Source organism: Bacillus sp. FAU18 (assembly GCF_056033885.1).
The window spans coordinates 998,586-1,015,860 of sequence record NZ_JBVYHZ010000004.1; the positions used below are offsets into that span (position 1 = coordinate 998,586).

Here is a 17,275-nt window from a genome sequence, read left to right on the forward strand (position 1 = left end):
AAAGTCCCATTTCGATTTTTCTTTTTGACTTTTCCTCATGTTTCGTTAAGATAAAGAACATAAAGAAATAACTTAACGAATTTAATTTTCTAAAGGAAAAGAGGGTCAGTATGGATGAAAATCCAGAATTTGCAGCTATAGAACAGGCTCGGGATCTTGTTATTGACTCCATTGCTGAAACGATGGATCTTTACGGAATTACCCGCAGTGTCGGGATTTTATATGGGACGATGTATATGAGGGATGAGATGACGCTTGACGAAATGCGTGAGGAGTTGCAAATGAGCAAACCAAGCATGAGCACAGGCGTCAAAAAGCTTCAAGACTTAAATGTAGTGAAAAAAACATTTCACCGGGGAATCCGCAAGCATACATTTGTGGCTGAAAAGGATTTCTTTAAATTTTTCACAAATTTCTTTCCACCTAAATGGGAGCGGGAGGTTCAAGTGAATGTAGCAGCGATCGAGGAAGCTCAAGCTGATTTACAAAAGGTTTTAAGCAAGGAAGATCTCGATGAGGATATCAAAAATGAGGCACTGCAGTTATACGATCAGCTGGAAAGCTCTAAAGCTTACTATGACTGGCTGAAACGGCTTGCTGAATCGGTGCAGACCGGAGAAATTTTTAAATTTATACCGATCGAAACAAAGTAAAGCAGAAAACGCCTGGGAAACCAGGCGTTTTTTTGATGTAACTACTACAAATTTGAAAAATACGGGAAAAACACCCCATTTACTTCCAAAATATTTGATGGTAATTTTATGTAGGTAAAATTTGTATTTGGCCTTCAGAGGAGGTGAAAAGCGGGCAGGCCTGTTTAATTGATAATTTTTTTAGGGGGAATTTTGTTATGAAACGCAATTTATTATCTTCTTTGGCAATTAGTGCATTAAGTCTCGGGTTACTCGTTTCTGCACCTACAGCTTCTTTCGCGGCTGAATCTACATCAACTAAAGCTCATACTGAATCTACTATGAGAACACAGTCTACAGCTTCATTGTTCGCAACAATCACTGGCGCCAGCAAAACGGAATGGTCTTTCTCAGATATCGAATTGACTTACCGTCCAAACACGCTTCTCAGCCTTGGCGTTATGGAGTTTACATTGCCAAGCGGATTTACTGCAAACACGAAAGACACATTGAACGGAAATGCCTTGCGTACAACACAGATCCTCAATAACGGGAAAACAGTAAGAGTTCCTTTGGCACTTGATTTGTTAGGAGCTGGCGAATTCAAATTAAAACTGAATAACAAAACACTTCCTGCCGCTGGTACATATACTTTCCGTGCGGAGAATAAATCATTAAGCATCGGAAATAAATTTTACGCAGAAGCCAGCATTGACGTGGCTAAGCGCAGCACTCCTCCGACTCAGCCTTGCGGTTGCAACTAATGTAAAAGACCGGTTAACGCCGGTCTTTTTTGCGTTTTACCCTCCCCTTTTTCTCTAATCCCCGTTATCTTTTTTCTGGTTTAAAATTTAAATTGACAAACACTAGAAACAGGAGTAAATTCTTGAGTGTTCAATTTCATACAGTCTCTTTTACCGCTTAATCAAACACGAACGGGGGAACCAACGATTGGCTGTTTTATTAACAGCCTTGGGGTGAATCTTACTAAGTAAGAGGGGGTACTCTGAATCCCTAATCCGACAGCTAACCTCGTAGGCGTATACAGAGAGGAGGTCTATTATCGGCCATTCTTTGCAATGGTCTTTTTTGCTTCAAAAACGTTAATTCACTAAGGGAGATATGAACATTGGGAAGAATTAAAAATAAGCAATTTGCAGTGATCGGGCTGGGCCGGTTTGGCGGCAGCATTTGTAAAGAACTTCATAGAATGGGGCATGAGGTTCTTGCGGTTGATATCAACGAAGAAAAGGTCAATGCATATGCTTCTTACGCCACTCATGCGGTAATTGCCAACGCCACCGAAGAAAACGAATTGCTTTCATTAGGAATACGCAATTTTGAATATGTGATTGTTGCCATCGGAGCAAATATTCAAGCGAGTACGCTGACCACCCTATTATTAAAGGAGCTTGATATTCCAAATATTTGGGTAAAGGCTCAAAACTATTATCATCACAAGGTGCTTGAAAAAATCGGCGCTGACCGCATTATTCATCCTGAAAAAGATATGGGGGTTAAAATCGCACAAAGCCTTTCAGACGAAAATGTTTTGAATTACATTGATCTATCTGATGAATACAGTATTGTCGAGCTGCTGGCTACGCGCAAGCTTGATTCAAAATCGATTATTGACCTGAATGTAAGAGCAAAGTACGGCTGCACGATCCTGGCCATTAAACACCATGGAGATATCTGTCTTTCCCCCGCGCCTGAAGACATCATTCACGAGCAAGATTGCCTGGTGATCATGGGCCACAAAAAGGATATTAAACGTTTTGAAAACGAAGGGATGTAGACAAAGGTGACACTTCAAAAGGATAAAGTGATCAAATGGGTTCGGTTTACACCGCCTCAAGTGCTTGCCATTGGTTTTTTCCTTACCATTATCATCGGGGCTGTCCTATTAATGCTTCCGATTTCCACTACGAAGCCATTGTCATGGATAGATGCCCTTTTTACTGCGGCTTCCGCTACAACTGTTACAGGGCTTGCTGTTGTCGATACCGGTACTCAATTTACGGTATTCGGGCAAACAGTAATTATGGGGCTGATTCAGATTGGCGGGCTTGGATTTATGACATTTGCGGTCTTGATCGTCATGATATTAGGAAAAAAAATTGGCTTAAAAGAACGAATGCTCGTCCAGGAAGCCTTAAACCAGCCGACAATCGGCGGTGTCATTGGCCTTGTCAAAGTCCTGTTTCTGTTTTCGATCAGTATTGAATTGATAGCAGCACTCATTTTATCCATCAGGCTTGTACCTCAGTACGGCTGGTCATCCGGCTTGTTTGCCAGTTTGTTTCACGCAATATCTGCTTTTAACAATGCCGGGTTTTCGTTGTGGCCTGATAATTTGATGAGCTACGTTGGCGATCCTACAGTAAACCTCGTGATTACTTTCCTATTTATTACAGGAGGGATCGGATTTACGGTTCTGTTTGATGTGATGAAAAATCGGCGTTTTAAAGCTTTTTCTTTACATACAAAGCTCATGCTTACAGGAACGCTGATGTTGAATGCGATTGCTATGCTTGCGATCTTTATTTTAGAATACAGCAACCCTGGGACGCTCGGCCACCTGCATATAGTGGATAAACTGTGGGCGTCCTATTTTCAAGCGGTGACGCCGAGAACCGCAGGCTTCAATTCTCTAGATTTTGGAAGTATGAGAGAAGGAACAATTGTATTTACTTTATTATTGATGTTTATCGGAGCAGGAAGCGCATCAACGGCGAGCGGCATTAAGCTGACTACGTTCATCGTGATTTTAACATCTGTTATTGCTTACTTGAGAGGTAAAAAAGAAACGGTTATTTTCCGCCGTTCCATCAAATATCCGATTATCATTAAAGCTTTAGCTGTGAGCGTCACCAGTTTGTTCATCGTGTTTTTAGGGATTTTCGCCCTGACGATCACAGAACAAGCGCCATTTCTTCAAATTGTGTTTGAAACCTTTTCCGCATTCGGAACTGTCGGCCTTACGATGGGGCTTACTCCTGAACTGACAACAGCTGGCAAGTGTATCATTATTGTCATCATGTTTATCGGAAGAATTGGTCCTTTAACGTTCGTGTTTTCATTCGCAAAAACAGAGCAATCAAATATCCGTTATCCTGACGGCGAAGTGTTTACAGGGTGATATCAAAAAATCCGGCGTGCAGTCGCCGGATTTTTTTATGATTCGATATGAGATTGTTTTTGTCTTTTTTCCTGTTCCGCGATGATTTCATTATCCTCCGCGTTATCACGGGTTACTTTTTGTGTAAGAATCGCACCAACTGCTACAAGTATCATAACAGCGATGTAATAACCTTTTTCATTGAGTTCCAGATTATCAGCATTATAGAGTCCGATACTAAACAAAAATACTCCCGCAAAAAAAGTAAAATAAGCTAATACTGTAAAGGCAACCGTGTTTCTGCGTCTATATTTCTGCACCTTTGTTCCCTCCCGAAAGCATAGTTAAAAAGTGATAACTTCCGTGGAATATTATACCTCAAATTCCCCAGAATGGAACAAAGAATTAAAAATACCAGTAAAAAGGGCTTAGGTTGCCTCCTTTATTTCAACAGCTGAATCATCAATCCAGCCAATAAGTTTATCATTGATTTGGAATTGGTACCATACAGACTGGCCTTTCTGTTTTTTAGACACAACCTTTATGTCTTTGCCGACGTAAGATTGGGCAGAGGTAAGCCTTATGGACCGATCATCAGTAGAAGGCTTGGACCATACATCTTGAACGGCACTGTCTTTAATAGAGGCGTTTAAATCCACAGATTTGAGGGATGGATTTACCTCATCGTACTCATCTAAATCGTATTTTTCCACAATAGCGCTGATTTTGTCAGCGTAGTCAGGATCTGTAGCATATCCTGATGTTTGCAGGGCGGTTGCCGCTTCCTTATAATTCCCTGCCTCAAGCACCGGTTTATACTTCTTTTTATTCCACGATGTGCCACGGACGAACAATTGGGCGTGATCATCCATAGATTCAAAAAACGTGCTGTATTTTCGAAACTTCGCGCGAATGGTTTTTCTTTTCCCTTTTTCAACTTCGTCCGTTTCCATCGTGACATGATGGCCTTTATAATTCCCTTTTACGCCAAAAAGGTTGTTGGCCTTAGCAGCCAGTTCACTGTTCCCCCAGTCCGATTCGAGAATGGCCTGAGCAATTGTGATGCTGGGGAGAACATGGTATTTTTCATACAAAATTTGGGCATGTCCGGACAGACTGTCTATAAACACTTGCTGTTCATCGATTTCTTCAGTTTCTTTGGATATTTCAATCGGTTTTGATAAAGTTGTCGCTAAAACAAACAGAGCTAGCGGAATCGATACAAGGAAAAATAGTGAAATCAAGAGTTTACGTTTTTTAAGTTTTTTACGGGCCATGAAAACCTTCCTTCGAATTAAAAGATTACGAATGTAAAAGAATCTACCTTTTAGAATTTTACTTGCACTTCTAATATTTTTCAATTCTTTAGGGATAAAGTTGGGAAAAGATTGCAAAATAAAAACCTTTTCGCTCAATGAAAAGGTTTTTACCATGTATCTATTTTTGTAAATTTCTGAGTGCATTCCGATATTCCGTATCATTTATTACTTTATATGAATTGACGGTTGCCTTCGACAAACCTTGTGCTGAGACGGCCTGTTTTTCCGGAGCTGTTTTCGCTTTATCATGTGGTTTATGTGCCAGCTTGTGCCCCATTCCAGTGGCATTCATACAAAATGACAAGCAGACGAGCAGCACGCTAAGGATAAAAGAAATGAAGAAGAGATCATGATAAGCAGTCATCATAGAATCCTGTACCGAACCGCTTTGTCTGGCAGCATCTTTTTTCGTGAAAAAGCCGATGAGAATGGGAACTCCCATATAGACAAACAATCTTAAAAACTGAACAGCTGTCATTCTCTTGACCAAATCAGGCAGCGGGCCTCCCATGGCAGCTCCCATCAGCCCTGCGGCGACTGTCAGGCCTGTTCCCGCTGCAAGCATGATAAACAGTGCTGCGAACATATAAAGAGATGATCGATCCTGTATATGCAGCCATTGAAAATTCACAAAGACGAGAATAAGTCCGCCAATAATACCGAGCATCCCTGGTCCGACTTTATCATATAACAGAGCGCTCAAAATGGCCGCGATCGCCACTCCGATTAAAAGAGTCAAGTTTAAAAAAATGAGATGCTCCTGAGAAATATCATACATATGACGGAGCAAGCCTTGAAAAGCAGACAGGCTGACAGCTACCGTTATCGTCCCTGCAGCTATGATCAATAAGCCAAGCACCGGTTTTGGCAGCAGCATCAGTTTAATAGATATGAAGGGGTTTTTCACTTTATATTCCACAATCAATAGACCAATGAGCAAACATAACGTCACCCCGAAACCAATCCTTACATAACCCGATGACAGCCCCCATTTTTGCAGAAAAATGAATGAAACCGCTGAGGCTGCGGCAAGGAAAACAGATAAAAGAATTCCCGCACGATCAAGCGGCTGTTCTTGATCCGCCGCTCCGTGATGCTCGTCATGGAGAAAGAAATAGCTCACCGCGACACCGATCAGGGACAAGGTGCCAAAGATGAAAAACAGCCATCTCCAATGCCCGCAGCTTGTTGCAATGGTTCCCAGGATTGTGCCGATGATAACAGAACCATAGAATCCCCCGATCAGCACAAGCAGTGCATAGTTCCTGCGTTCAATCGGGAATGACAGTACAAGCATTGGAATCATAATCATCAGCATGACGCCTGTTGCCGCCCCCTGTAAAAAGCGCCCTGCCGCCATCCATGCAATATCGCCTGAACATGCGATGAGCAGTGAGCCTAGTATAAAGACAGGTAATGAAGCCAGATAGACGGGACGAGCACCGAATTTTTTCCTCAGCAGCGGTCCTGCCGGAACTAACAAGGTAAAGGCCATATTGCCGATCAATATCGGATTTACTGATGTGAAGACACTTGTTCCAACCGCTTTCTGAACAAGGCCTTGAACTGACGACAATGCCGTGTTAGACATCAATCCCGGCCCGACCGCTAAGACGGCGAGCAAAGAAATCACCCAATAGTGTTTTGTCTTCATGTTGTCATTCCTTCCTATATGAATACATGCGAAACACATCATTTTTTGAAAACAAAAGAAGCTAATAGATTTTGCATACCATTAGCTTTCATTCTAATATTATCCCTTTCAGGGGAAATGATATTATTTTATTATAATTATGTGAATGAATGAGCATATAATCAAATATTATTTCAAATCGATTGTGTTTTGTCAATGGAGTAAATTTCAAGCACAACATAGAAAGCTTTTCCCCGATATTGTGTCTAGAACTGCACTTATGAATCCCTGCTCGTTCCCTCAAGCGAATTAAATCAGGCCGTTTTAATCCTTTCAATCCACTATTCCAACTAATAAACTCGAATAAGTTGGTGATAAGACAACATTTTGGCCGCACATTTTTTTGTGTTCACTGGGCGTTTGCCGCCTCTAAATTGTATATGGGTAAATACCATGAATTAACCTATGAAATACCAATGTAAGGAAATTTTAAATATTCTGGGAGGCAAAAACGAATGGAACTGTATGAGTGTATCCAAGACATTTTTAGCGGCTTAAAAAATCCATCGGTTAAAGATTTAGCAACATCTTTAAAACAAATTCCAAACGCAGCAAAATTGAGTCAACCGTATATTAAGGAACCAGACCAGTACGCTTACGGCCGAAATGCCATCTATCGAAATAATGAATTGGAAATTATCGTGATTAACATTCCGCCAAACAAGGAGACGACAGTACACGATCATGGTCAATCCATTGGTTGTGCAATGGTGCTAGAAGGAAAGCTTCTTAATTCTATTTATCGCTCAGCCGGCGAACACGCAGAACTCTCCAATTCATACTTTGTCCACGAAGGAGAATGCCTTATTTCAACCAAAGGTTTAATTCACAAAATGTCCAATCCGACATCCGAACGAATGGTGTCTCTTCATGTCTACTCCCCCCCTTTGGAAGACATGACGGTCTTTGAGGAACAAAAGGAGGTATTGAAAAATTCATGATTGACAGATAAACTGCTCACTTTGACTTCGCTCAACTGTAGGATTCAGAGAATGAACCTTTTCCTCAAAACAAAAAACCCTTATAGAATAAGGGTTTAAAGGTATGGAGCCAAGGGGGCTCGAACCCCTGACCTCTACGCTGCCAGTGTGGAGATATGTTTCTGATACGAACAGACGTTTTATTTCCAAACCCTATTTTATAGGGTTTTCTTACATAAGTTTCTGATTAAAAATATTCCTTTTTGATTAAAAATGAAGGAGTTGGTCCCCAATTCGTCCCCATCTGTCCCCAAAAGGCATTATAACATTCTTCTTTAACTAAATCAGACTTCAAATAAAGGACCTGATATTCCATTATTTTCTCCGTTGATAAAAGAACATTTGTTCGCATATAATTTGTTCAAGGAGATGATCGGAATGAATGAAGGAATTTACGACAAGAGATGGGAACAAAAATTCATTTTGCCCGAGCAAAGGGCTGCACTGTTAAATAGGAAGAGAGAAGTGCAAAAAATCGAAAAACCCATTCTCGATGAATACCAGCTGGAGGAAATGGCACGCACTATTTGCGAAGCCATGGAGTTTAATTCCGCTCTGGTCATCAGAGTATACAGAGACGGCTTTATCGAGGAAGTTACAGGACATGTTCATTACATAGATGAAGTTAAACAGAGGCTGCACGTGAAGGATTTAAAAGGAGATACACGGCTTATTGCATTTGATTCACTTGTGTCTGTCGATAATTAAATAACCCTTTTAGAAAAAAGGGTTATTTATTCAGTGTTATTAATATTTCTTGTATTCCTTTGTCGAAGCTCTTCGTAGTCACTTGTGGGCTGTGTCGTCTGTTCATATGTATTAGCTTGTTGTGATTCATGCTTGAATAAAGTGAACATTAGTATAGATACAATTCTGTAGGAAGTGCAAACAAAGAATACAGTTATTCCTATCCATAAATATGTAGTCATTTTGTCGAAGTAATCAATCTCTTGTTTATTGCTCACAATAAACATATAAATTGAAATTATAACTGTTGCAAATCCACTAAATAATGAGGAACGGAAATATCCGAAAAGCAATGTTTTTCCATCATCATTACTCCCTGAAGCTGTATAGTTATAAAGGTGGGTCATAACAGGTGATCTTGAAATACTTAATATTATGGCCAGTAAAGCTGCTATAAACCCTAGAACTATTGAAGAAAACGATATAAGACCATCTAATACATTGTCAAATCCTTTAATTGTTGGATTCAGCTTTAAAAAATACGCCAACCCTATTGATAACAATCCACAAATGTAAGGATATATCCTATCTCGAATTCTCCCCATTTAAATCATCTCCCAATTAAGCTTAATAACTGTGCCCTTCTCGCCATATATAGACGCTCCATTTCTAAAATAACCGCATCGTGATTTAAAACTGCTCTTGGAGGCACTTGAAAGGTAGCAATGTCGTGAGCATTATTATTAAATAAATCAACAACTTCATTATCTGCTAAATCAGTTTTTTTAATACTAGCTTCTGCTGTAGATATTAAATCTTGGTTTTCGTATATTTCATCAACTAGGCTATCAATTCTACCGCCTAAAGAGGCTTTTCTTTTCCGACCTACTGTTAATACTATTTCCCCCGAAATAGTTTCATAATCATCAAAAGTTGTTAGCCATTTTTTCAAGCTGTTTCCCGTTACATTTTCACTAGCTTTTTTCACGTCGGCAAATTTAATTCGAAGTTTTCTTACTATTTGGGCAGTTTTAACTTTCCTCCGCATATCGGTAACATAAATAGGACGTAAACTAATTATTTCATTAGGATCACAAAAATGATTAAAATATTCCTCAATTGCACTCGGACCTAAACTATATCTATTTCTTTGAATCATTATTATGTTACATGACTGATCATAAATAGCGGATACTTTTTCACCGATGAATTCATCATCATCTAAATCAACTGGAGTAGTTGGCGCATTTTTTTTAGCTTTAGATGGAAGATTAAAGTCTCTTAATCTTGCAAAATACATATCCCAAAGATTTTGGGTATGCGACATAAATGAGAATTCCTCCATGCGAGCTTGCTCTTGCTTATACTTAACAGTTCTTTCAGGAAGAGTTTTCTTATCAAGAATTGAAAAAATAGCTCTTAAATCAAACGGTGTATCACGCGCTACTTCTGGACCTTTAGGTGTGCATGTTACGTAAAAATAATCAAAATTCACATATTTATTTTGCATTATAAGCCCCCCAAAAATTCCGGGCCCAAACATATAACATTGTTTATAACTGCCTTATGTAGTAAACTAACTTATAATAAACAAATAATTTACTTAATGACATGTTTGGGATTCCGGCATGTCTTTTTTTCTTACAATTATAGGGGAACTTTATTGATAATCATAGGTTTTTTTACTAATAGGTGGAAAACGTATGACAAACAAAAACCCTCCTCATCTCGAGAAGGGCTTCATTCATCATACGGCCGGTACTTCTTCCGGCCGGCTTCTAATTCTTTTTTAAGGGCTTGTACATGTCCGTGCAAAAACAATGCGACTGTCCCAACCTTTTTAACTGGCTTGAGCTTTCCGGAAGTCACAAGGGTGCTTAAACGCTGCCGGGTGACTCCAAGCAGCTCCCCCGCTTCCGCTGCTGTCAAAACTTCTTCCTGAATGAACTTAATTTTTTCGCTTTCTTTCATGTCGGCTTTCTCTCCACATCATAATGAATCCTTTTAGCAAGGTAATAACAACGGCTACCATCAATACAGTATGCGCAATCTTTCCAGACATACCCTCATCGGTCAGATCAATTGCGACGATCCCAGCAACCAAAATGAGCAAAACGGCAAAATCTGCTGTGCTGTACTGCTTAAAATATTTTTTCATAATATCGTGGACGTGATATAATGTATGAGCAAGGGGATTTCTCCCCTTGTCTCACTAGTATCAGCGCTTCTTGCTTGTCCGGCGGGAGCGCTTTTTCTTTTTCTTGCTATGCTTTTCGCTTTCCTTCTGCCATATGTCGTAGATGTGTTTTATGATGGTCACGATGCCAGCGATAGCAAGAATCCAGTTTCTTACCTCGTCCACTTCAGCACCTCCTTTCTATACTTTAATTATACAATACCTGTTTACGATAGTCAATAGATATGACAAAAAATTTCCTTTCTTTGTTTTTTGAGGATAAGAAATGGAAATAAGGGTTAATTAAAGCCCTACTCAGGTAATAGGGCTTTTTATAGACCCCAGCAATTTCCCAATAGTCAATATGTCAATTTTGAGTTCATAAGAACACAACTTTAGAAGTCCTTTCACTTTATGTTCATGATACCTTACTACCAACTTTATTATAACTATGGAAAATTATGTTATGAAATGTTAGACTCTAATTGCTTCAAATTTAAAGGGAAGGAGAACCAAAAATGAATAGTGTAATCGGAAGTTTTAAGACTAAGTTTGCGATTGTTTTGGGGTTGGTTTTAGCTTTGGGTTTTGCATCTATCTTTGGCACTCCACAAGCTCAAGCTGCACAGGCAAATAATGACTATCAAGATAAAAAAGCAGCTGAACAGTTGGCATTAGCTTTTTATGAAGCGTCTACATTTGACAAAGAGACAAGTAAGTACAGTTTCGATGTTGAAAAAGCTATTGCATCCGGAATCAAATTGGCTGATGCTGTCCAAATGAAAAATTATTTAGAATCGTTGTCACCTGATCAAGCTAAAGAAACATATGATCAACAAGTAAGCGCAATAAAAGAAATGAAAAATAGCCCTACAATTGCTCCTATTATTTGGTGGGCTGTGAAAGTTCTTGCTGGTGCTGGCTTAGCTTGGTTAGGTAAAAAACTATTAGATATGGGTGGATATGAGTTCTGTAAAAGATATAAGGATTATAACGACGTTACAAAGTATGTATGTAAATTTATCGGATAACATCTAGGAGTGATCAATATTGAAAGCATGGTTTGTATATGTCTTCATTGCGACATTGGTGTCAATGCTAATTCAATCAGGGTTAGATAAGGCTGGTATGTTAAACTTGAACAACATCTGGGCTGATTTTATCAGTTGGATTATCATTTTCTTTGTCGTTTATATTCTGGTTGAGTTGGCAGGAAGATTCCTCTTACGCTCGAAAAGCAATAGTTAAAAAATCCCCTCCTAGAAGGAAGGGATTTTCTTTTTTACTTCAATAACGCTTCCAGTTTCGCCTTCGTTTTTGGTCCATAAATGCCATCAGCTTTTAATCCATTCATTAGCTGGAACCGTCTGACGGCATCCGCTGTTTTCGGTCCATAATAGCTATCGATACCAAAGTTTTTGGCTTTCTTATCCGGATAGAAATGCAATGCAGACAGGGCTGTTTGGATCTGCTTAACGGCATCGCTGTGCATCAATGGGCTTTTCACTTTAAATATGCCTGAAGGCAGATAGAAAGATGATTTCTTTTTACTTGAGCTTGGTTTTTTCACTGCCTTGGACGAAGTTGTTTTCTTACTTGATGTTTTGCCGCCAAGCGCTTTTAATTCAGCATCAATCGCCGCTTTGACTTCATCCCAGCGCCCTTCTGACAAGATACGATGCGGGCAATACTTTCCACTCCAATCTTGATGCTTTCGCACACGATCAATACCCCAGCCACGTTCTTTAAGCAGCTGCGCCACAAACTTGATAGCCAACTTTTCAGCAGCGTAGTAATTGGCGCCTCCTGACTTGCTGTAGCAGATTTCAACGCCGATAGACTTACGGTTACCGGGGCCGTTTGTGCCGTCTCCTGTATGCCATGCATTGCGATTTAAAGGCAGTCCTTGAATAACCTCTTTGTCATCAACTGCAAAGTGGAAACTCGTTGAACTGGTGTTTCCGGTCATGTAGCTGACCTCGTTAGCAGCTGATGCATCATTCGCTGTATTGTGGATGGTAATGTATTCAGCGTCCAAGTAATTCGGGCATTTTAAAGCGTATTTTGCTTCTGATACAAGGTTCTTTTTCACTGCAATTGTCATAAAAATCGCTCCTATTCTGTTTTTGAAATAAAAAGAGCCGCTGGATTACCCAGCAGCTTGTTCATCTTTTTTTGTTGTTTGTTCGTTTTCTTCTTCAATTACATGAAGTCGGTCCGTAATCGCAGCCGGAATCTTAACGCCGATTTGCGCCAGGTTCTCCGTAATGGAAAGCCCCTCATTGGCGATATAAAAAAGAACGGTTCCAAATGTCAGGACGCCGTTCAGATTGAGAATTGTATCAATAATGTTTGCCACAATAACCACCAAAAAGCTGAGCATCTTCCGGACATAACCGAACCAAGCGCTCCGGCTCCGCAGCTTCTTAAATTTCCATGCCTTGATTACGCCTGTTATGACGTCAATAATGCTGAGAACCAGTAACAAATCGAGATATTTCACACCTCCAAACAGATAGATCCTTGCTAAATCCAACGTTTCAAAATTGATAAACACAGTCGTTTCCTCCATTTCGTTTGATCACCTCCTTAGAGGCAAAATAAAAAAGCCGCTTCTCCGCCGCTTAATTTTTCTGATGATTTAGTTTTACTGGACCTTTCAAGTTGTTCAGGTTCTTTTCTAACTTCTCAATATGTTCCTTTAGTTGCTGGATTTCATCTTCTTGTTTCTTTAAAAGCTCTTTGTCCTTACTGGCCATGTAACTATATGTCATTAATGTATCTTCAGCTTTAAGCCATTTTTGCTGATAAGTTGCTGCTTTCAATTCAAATAACTCAACTTTTTCTTGTAACTCCATATTATTTGATTGTTTTTCCTCCATATTAGCGTTCTCCTATTCTGTTTTATCAGGATAAGCGTTTCCGCGCTCAAGGGCCGTTATTTCGTCAAATTCAGCTTGTGTAATGCGTTCTTTTTGAACGTGTGTTTTTAGCTCAATGGTTAGTACAGTTCCATTTTTCCAACAATCCTCAAAAAAGTTGTAAAATGCGCTCCGGTTTTCCATTGAATACCCTCCTATTAAGGCTGATTAGCCATCAAAACATTACACACTCTTTGCAAATTTAAAATTTGCTCTTTCATCTGCTCGACTTCTGAAACAGGTTCATTAATCGGGTTTGTTCCTTTTAAAATCTCGTCAATTTCCTCCTGGGTAGCACCTTCAACCCATTGCCCTTGTTCTCTATCGTACCTTGGTTTAAAAAAGCCTGATCCTTCCCATGCATCTACAACGCCATCAGGAATATCTTTTGCGTCTGGTTCGTATCCTTTGATTATATAACCGTTCTCATCAACCTCATATTTTATTAATCTTGATTCTTCCATTTTTCATTTTCCCCTCGTTATTTAGGTTTAGGCATATACATGATTCCGTTTAGGTTTATCGCGCCCGCCTGAAAACCCCGGACAGCTAATGAGCCGCCTGAATCATAGGCCATTTTATCTGCCCCAGTCACTTGCACACGCAAACCACTTCGGCCATTAGAGCAAATCCATGCGCCGTTTTTGTCTGGTGTAGGGATTTTCCCGATTTCAAGATCACCTGTGTAGGTAGTTCCTTTTACTTCTCCTCGAAGTTCAACAAACCCATACTCATTATATCTCCAATCTGCATACCCCCACTGGCCACCAGTATGTGTGAAAAAAGGCGTTAAAGATATCCTGTTCCACCCTTTATTTTTCGAATAAATGCTCGCTTTTCCGTTAGCGTAGAATTCAATGTTTTGCTCACCGCTCATATACAAGCTTCTGGCCGACCATCTCCAATCGACCTCTTCACCTAAAATTCTAAATGTTTCGTAAGGGTCTGATACCGTGAGGGTATCGTACAATATAGATAACCTTTTAACATCATCTCGATAAATTTCAATGTATGCCCCATCATACCCGCTAGTAGATTCCCTGTTTTCTTTGGCGGATATTTCCATTCTTACACTCGCACCGTCAGGGCCGTTAGAAAGTTTAACAGCCCCCCTCGAAATTTCGGCTTTTTTCTCCATTTCTTTATTGTCGCTGTTATCTAACGATCCGTATTCTTGAACTATACTTCCAGATGTAATAGTCAATTCTTCGTAATCATTGTAGTTGAATTTTCTATATTGGCTGATAACATTGGCCTCAATGTACGATTTCAGAGAAGAAGAACCCGTTGTTTCAAAACGAGAACCACGGATCACAACCCCTTCAATCGTAATACCTTTGAGCGTTCCGACATTGATCTTATCCGCTGACAGGTCTTTTATTTTGGCATTTGTGATTGCGGCATCTTTGATGTTTGTCGTGTCAATAATTGCTGTGCCTAAATGGGCGTTTTTAATGGCTCCATTTTGAATTGCTACGGAGCCAATCGCCGCTTCTGCGATTTGTGCGCTCGTTATGGCCGCTTTTTGTATGTGTGTTGTGCCAATAGCTGCCGATTGAATATATTCCCCATATATAGCGCCATCAGTGAGCATGACGTCATAAGGGCTGTAACCGTATTCCTTGATTTCTTCGCCCTTTCTTACTTGAATCTTACGGAAAACAAAGCTGCATGGTTCTGTATTTCCGTTTGTATTTCGTCCGCCGATCCCGATAGTGTAATCAGATCCGGTTGCTGGTGCTGTGAATTTGATATTTACCCTCACGAATTCATCAGGTGGAAAACTTGAAATATCATTCAAATCACTGCCACTTATTAAGGTGAATTCGGTGTACTTTTTCAAATGTATAAAGTTTATATTAGTCGTGTTATTACGTTTAATTTCGAAAGATAGCGTATATACTTGTCCCTCAACTAAAGACATCCGTTGTATATTATTCGGTGAACCTCTGTAACCGGCTACTCCGAAAACCGTATTATCGCCGTTTATTACTTGTGAAACGGTCATTTCATTGAATGTTTTTTCTTCAACCCTGAGAGCAGAATCACTATAGGCGTAGAATTGGTTCGCTTTCAACAAAGACCCTGGGAATATATTACCTTCGTCAAAATCCCTGGCTATCTTATCAGCTGTAACTGCCAAGTTAGCCAGCTTTTCGGCTGTAACTGCACCGAAAACAATATCATTGGTCAGTATTCGCTTAGTAGTGGCCGAGAATTCGGCTGTAAAATCGCTTGCTGTGCCTCTTGTATTGATTGCTCGAAGACGGTAATACCAAACTTCATTCACACCTGTAAAATGCTCATATCCGCTTGTTTTCCCTCGAAAAATCCTGTTTTCTGTCAGAGGTGTAAACCCTTTAATCTGAGAAGCATAAATTTCATAGGCAGCAATATAACTAGATGGATCATAGTCCCACGTTAAGGTGATATTTTGAAACATCGACTTTACTTCAACAGATTTAGGTACTGGTGGCTTTTTATCTGGGAAACTGCCATCAGTGACTTCACCAACGTCTGGCTTCCTCTCCCAAGTACCTCGATTTTTATCTAGTATATTCTCTATCTGATTAATCCGATCATCACCTTGGAGCACTGATAAAAACTGCCCTATTTCCACTACACAGGTATTGTCCGGGTCTGTGATGTCATATTCCATGGAAATGATGCGCTGCGACGTTTCTATTGGAATAGCAAAGTTTCGGTCTATGGCAATTGTCGTATCGCCCAGCTCAACATGCTCATGCTCATAACCAGGTACATTATGAAGCAACTGAACTGAAAGCTCATAATTCACCTCGGTTTTTGATGCTGTCGTAATGAGGTGGTTGTATGTGGCTTTTAAAAGCTCCGCTGGATCAGTGATATCTTCATTGTTGTATTGTCCTTCTCTGTGGATCAATTCACCGTTTTTAAGGCGTCCCAGCCTTTTTAATAGATCCGGATCGCCAACCCATTCCTGACCCAGTGGTTTATCAACAGGATCACCTTTTGATTTCTTCCACTCTACTTCCGAGAAGTCAATAAACCTCGAATAACCGCCCGTCTCTTCCCCGTCCTCATCTGTTGAGGCAATAGAGGCTCCATATCCCCAAAGAGCTGTCAATGGGTAGCTGATGACTGTCCTTTTGATATTCTCTGTATCTTTATCTATCTCGAAGCGTTTCCCGCTGTCTTTTCCTCGTCGTGGCAATATCTTGATAAATCTCTTTGTGATCTTGTTTCCGTCAAACTCGATAGAATCTTGAAGCTCGCCGCCCCAGATGTTTATCACTTCAGCAATACATTCTAGAGCTGTTTTCTTATAAAACGTAGTGGAGTTTGTACCGAGTTCAGCGCTTACCTCTGCCACCCACCGAGAACGCGCAAGCACGTTGTCTAAAACAAATTGTGCTGTTTTGTCAGTTGGCCGGAAGTCTTTCACAAAGGTTTCTGCCAGCTCCATCATGGCAGCTTCACATGTCACGAGTGTATTAACCTCTGAGTTTTCGTCTGTATCGTCAAGCTCCTTGATCACAAACAATCGGAGAATGCCGTCTTTATCTCTAAAAACAACCTGATTCTCTTCAAACAAATAGCGCGCATCAGGATGGGAAGCATCTGCTACAAAAGAAAAAGAAGAGCCTTTATTCAGCTCTTCTTTGTATTTGGCATCCCAAAATCTGCACGCTTCTTGTCCGTCGCTGGACAGCACTGTCAGGACTTGATCATCTGGTGAAAGAATATACATGTCAGCCATTAACGGA

Annotated in this window: 20 protein-coding genes and 1 riboswitch; of the genes, 7 read left to right on the forward strand and 13 right to left on the reverse strand. The window is 40.2% G+C overall.

Going from position 1 to position 17,275, the window contains the following annotated elements:
* The first annotated feature begins 110 nt into the window (after positions 1–110).
* From gbsR to ktrB, 4 genes are all read left to right on the forward strand, one after another.
* On the forward strand, positions 111–653 hold the full coding sequence (gene gbsR, locus AC0OMU_RS16240; RefSeq protein WP_014477778.1) for a transcriptional regulator GbsR: 543 nt from the start codon (positions 111–113) through the stop codon (positions 651–653).
* 197 nt (positions 654–850) lie between these two features.
* A complete protein-coding gene (bslA, locus tag AC0OMU_RS16245) occupies positions 851–1,396 on the forward strand; it encodes a biofilm surface layer hydrophobin BslA (protein WP_474241303.1) in 546 nt (181 codons plus the stop codon).
* Between the two features lie 144 nt (positions 1,397–1,540).
* Positions 1,541–1,689, forward strand: a riboswitch (cyclic di-AMP (ydaO/yuaA leader).
* A 72-nt stretch (positions 1,690–1,761) separates the two neighbouring features.
* Entirely contained in the window at positions 1,762–2,430 is a 669-nt protein-coding gene (ktrA, locus tag AC0OMU_RS16250) for a potassium uptake protein KtrA (RefSeq protein WP_003228942.1), read from the forward strand.
* Positions 2,431–2,436: 6 nt separating this feature from the next.
* Entirely contained in the window at positions 2,437–3,774 is a 1,338-nt protein-coding gene (gene ktrB, locus AC0OMU_RS16255; RefSeq protein WP_046340262.1) for a Ktr system potassium transporter KtrB, read from the forward strand.
* A 35-nt stretch (positions 3,775–3,809) separates the two neighbouring features.
* Here ktrB and AC0OMU_RS16260 read toward each other — a convergent pair whose 3' ends face one another.
* From AC0OMU_RS16260 to AC0OMU_RS16270, 3 genes are all read right to left on the reverse strand, one after another.
* Positions 3,810–4,073, reverse strand: coding sequence for a YiaA/YiaB family inner membrane protein (locus AC0OMU_RS16260; protein WP_047183087.1), 264 nt, complete (start codon positions 4,071–4,073; stop codon positions 3,810–3,812).
* Positions 4,074–4,181: 108 nt separating this feature from the next.
* Complete coding sequence (gene lytG, locus AC0OMU_RS16265; protein ID WP_003228938.1) at positions 4,182–5,030, reverse strand: exo-glucosaminidase LytG; 849 nt, start codon at positions 5,028–5,030, stop codon at positions 4,182–4,184.
* 160 nt (positions 5,031–5,190) lie between these two features.
* A complete protein-coding gene (locus tag AC0OMU_RS16270; protein ID WP_047183088.1) occupies positions 5,191–6,726 on the reverse strand; it encodes an MFS transporter in 1,536 nt (511 codons plus the stop codon).
* Positions 6,727–7,220: 494 nt separating this feature from the next.
* Between AC0OMU_RS16270 and cdoA the strand changes: the two genes are divergently transcribed.
* Both cdoA and AC0OMU_RS16280 read left to right on the forward strand, forming a co-directional pair.
* Positions 7,221–7,706, forward strand: a complete 486-nt coding sequence (cdoA, locus tag AC0OMU_RS16275) for a cysteine dioxygenase (RefSeq protein WP_015384474.1) — start codon at positions 7,221–7,223, stop codon at positions 7,704–7,706.
* Positions 7,707–8,123: 417 nt separating this feature from the next.
* Positions 8,124–8,453 carry a YolD-like family protein gene (locus AC0OMU_RS16280; RefSeq protein ID WP_474241304.1) on the forward strand — a complete coding sequence of 110 codons (330 nt, stop codon included), beginning with the start codon at positions 8,124–8,126 and terminating at the stop codon, positions 8,451–8,453.
* 26 nt (positions 8,454–8,479) lie between these two features.
* Here AC0OMU_RS16280 and AC0OMU_RS16285 read toward each other — a convergent pair whose 3' ends face one another.
* From AC0OMU_RS16285 to AC0OMU_RS16300, 4 genes are all read right to left on the reverse strand, one after another.
* The gene (locus AC0OMU_RS16285) at positions 8,480–9,037 is read right to left on the reverse strand and encodes a hypothetical protein (RefSeq protein ID WP_474241305.1); all 558 of its coding nucleotides are present in this window, start codon (positions 9,035–9,037) and stop codon (positions 8,480–8,482) included.
* A 5-nt stretch (positions 9,038–9,042) separates the two neighbouring features.
* The gene (locus AC0OMU_RS16290; protein ID WP_474241306.1) at positions 9,043–9,942 is read right to left on the reverse strand and encodes a DUF6731 family protein; all 900 of its coding nucleotides are present in this window, start codon (positions 9,940–9,942) and stop codon (positions 9,043–9,045) included.
* A 230-nt stretch (positions 9,943–10,172) separates the two neighbouring features.
* Complete coding sequence (locus tag AC0OMU_RS16295) at positions 10,173–10,403, reverse strand: helix-turn-helix domain-containing protein (RefSeq protein WP_474241307.1); 231 nt, start codon at positions 10,401–10,403, stop codon at positions 10,173–10,175.
* A 247-nt stretch (positions 10,404–10,650) separates the two neighbouring features.
* The gene (locus tag AC0OMU_RS16300) at positions 10,651–10,794 is read right to left on the reverse strand and encodes a hypothetical protein (RefSeq protein WP_015715414.1); all 144 of its coding nucleotides are present in this window, start codon (positions 10,792–10,794) and stop codon (positions 10,651–10,653) included.
* A 332-nt stretch (positions 10,795–11,126) separates the two neighbouring features.
* Between AC0OMU_RS16300 and AC0OMU_RS16305 the strand changes: the two genes are divergently transcribed.
* Positions 11,127–11,639, forward strand: coding sequence for a hypothetical protein (locus tag AC0OMU_RS16305; RefSeq protein WP_308154023.1), 513 nt, complete (start codon positions 11,127–11,129; stop codon positions 11,637–11,639).
* 251 nt (positions 11,640–11,890) lie between these two features.
* On the opposite strand, the gene AC0OMU_RS16310 is transcribed toward AC0OMU_RS16305, so the two are convergent.
* From AC0OMU_RS16310 to AC0OMU_RS16335, 6 genes are read right to left on the reverse strand one after another with little or no spacing between them, the layout of a single operon-like run.
* Positions 11,891–12,712 (reverse strand): peptidoglycan recognition protein family protein, encoded by an 822-nt coding sequence (locus tag AC0OMU_RS16310; RefSeq protein WP_474241308.1) that lies wholly within the window; start codon positions 12,710–12,712, stop codon positions 11,891–11,893.
* A 45-nt stretch (positions 12,713–12,757) separates the two neighbouring features.
* The gene (locus AC0OMU_RS16315; RefSeq protein WP_103803604.1) at positions 12,758–13,180 is read right to left on the reverse strand and encodes a phage holin family protein; all 423 of its coding nucleotides are present in this window, start codon (positions 13,178–13,180) and stop codon (positions 12,758–12,760) included.
* A gap of 52 nt (positions 13,181–13,232) precedes the next feature.
* Positions 13,233–13,490, reverse strand: coding sequence for a hypothetical protein (locus AC0OMU_RS16320; RefSeq protein ID WP_474241309.1), 258 nt, complete (start codon positions 13,488–13,490; stop codon positions 13,233–13,235).
* A 12-nt stretch (positions 13,491–13,502) separates the two neighbouring features.
* Positions 13,503–13,673, reverse strand: coding sequence for an XkdX family protein (locus AC0OMU_RS16325; protein WP_095045973.1), 171 nt, complete (start codon positions 13,671–13,673; stop codon positions 13,503–13,505).
* 14 nt (positions 13,674–13,687) lie between these two features.
* On the reverse strand, positions 13,688–13,993 hold the full coding sequence (locus AC0OMU_RS16330) for a hypothetical protein (RefSeq protein ID WP_474241310.1): 306 nt from the start codon (positions 13,991–13,993) through the stop codon (positions 13,688–13,690).
* A gap of 17 nt (positions 13,994–14,010) precedes the next feature.
* Positions 14,011–17,268, reverse strand: a complete 3,258-nt coding sequence (locus AC0OMU_RS16335) for a phage tail spike protein (RefSeq protein ID WP_474241311.1) — start codon at positions 17,266–17,268, stop codon at positions 14,011–14,013.
* Positions 17,269–17,275: the final 7 nt, after the last annotated feature.

Bases quoted from the DNA above. Each gene is read 5' to 3' on its own strand.
- AC0OMU_RS16285 (WP_474241305.1), bottom strand. From the start codon at position 9,037: ATGGGGAGAATTCGAGATAGGATATATCCTTACATTTGTGGATTGTTA.
- AC0OMU_RS16310 (WP_474241308.1), bottom strand. From the start codon at position 12,712: ATGACAATTGCAGTGAAAAAGAACCTTGTATCAGAAGCAAAATACGCT.
- AC0OMU_RS16280 (WP_474241304.1), top strand. From the start codon at position 8,124: ATGAATGAAGGAATTTACGACAAGAGATGGGAACAAAAATTCATTTTG.
- AC0OMU_RS16295 (WP_474241307.1), bottom strand. From the start codon at position 10,403: ATGAAAGAAAGCGAAAAAATTAAGTTCATTCAGGAAGAAGTTTTGACA.
- AC0OMU_RS16325 (WP_095045973.1), bottom strand. From the start codon at position 13,673: ATGGAAAACCGGAGCGCATTTTACAACTTTTTTGAGGATTGTTGGAAA.
- AC0OMU_RS16335 (WP_474241311.1), bottom strand. From the start codon at position 17,268: ATGGCTGACATGTATATTCTTTCACCAGATGATCAAGTCCTGACAGTG.
- gbsR (WP_014477778.1), top strand. From the start codon at position 111: ATGGATGAAAATCCAGAATTTGCAGCTATAGAACAGGCTCGGGATCTT.
- bslA (WP_474241303.1), top strand. From the start codon at position 851: ATGAAACGCAATTTATTATCTTCTTTGGCAATTAGTGCATTAAGTCTC.
- AC0OMU_RS16320 (WP_474241309.1), bottom strand. From the start codon at position 13,490: ATGGAGGAAAAACAATCAAATAATATGGAGTTACAAGAAAAAGTTGAG.
- cdoA (WP_015384474.1), top strand. From the start codon at position 7,221: ATGGAACTGTATGAGTGTATCCAAGACATTTTTAGCGGCTTAAAAAAT.
- AC0OMU_RS16315 (WP_103803604.1), bottom strand. From the start codon at position 13,180: ATGGAGGAAACGACTGTGTTTATCAATTTTGAAACGTTGGATTTAGCA.
- AC0OMU_RS16290 (WP_474241306.1), bottom strand. From the start codon at position 9,942: ATGCAAAATAAATATGTGAATTTTGATTATTTTTACGTAACATGCACA.
- AC0OMU_RS16330 (WP_474241310.1), bottom strand. From the start codon at position 13,993: ATGGAAGAATCAAGATTAATAAAATATGAGGTTGATGAGAACGGTTAT.
- AC0OMU_RS16305 (WP_308154023.1), top strand. From the start codon at position 11,127: ATGAATAGTGTAATCGGAAGTTTTAAGACTAAGTTTGCGATTGTTTTG.
- AC0OMU_RS16270 (WP_047183088.1), bottom strand. From the start codon at position 6,726: ATGAAGACAAAACACTATTGGGTGATTTCTTTGCTCGCCGTCTTAGCG.
- lytG (WP_003228938.1), bottom strand. From the start codon at position 5,030: ATGGCCCGTAAAAAACTTAAAAAACGTAAACTCTTGATTTCACTATTT.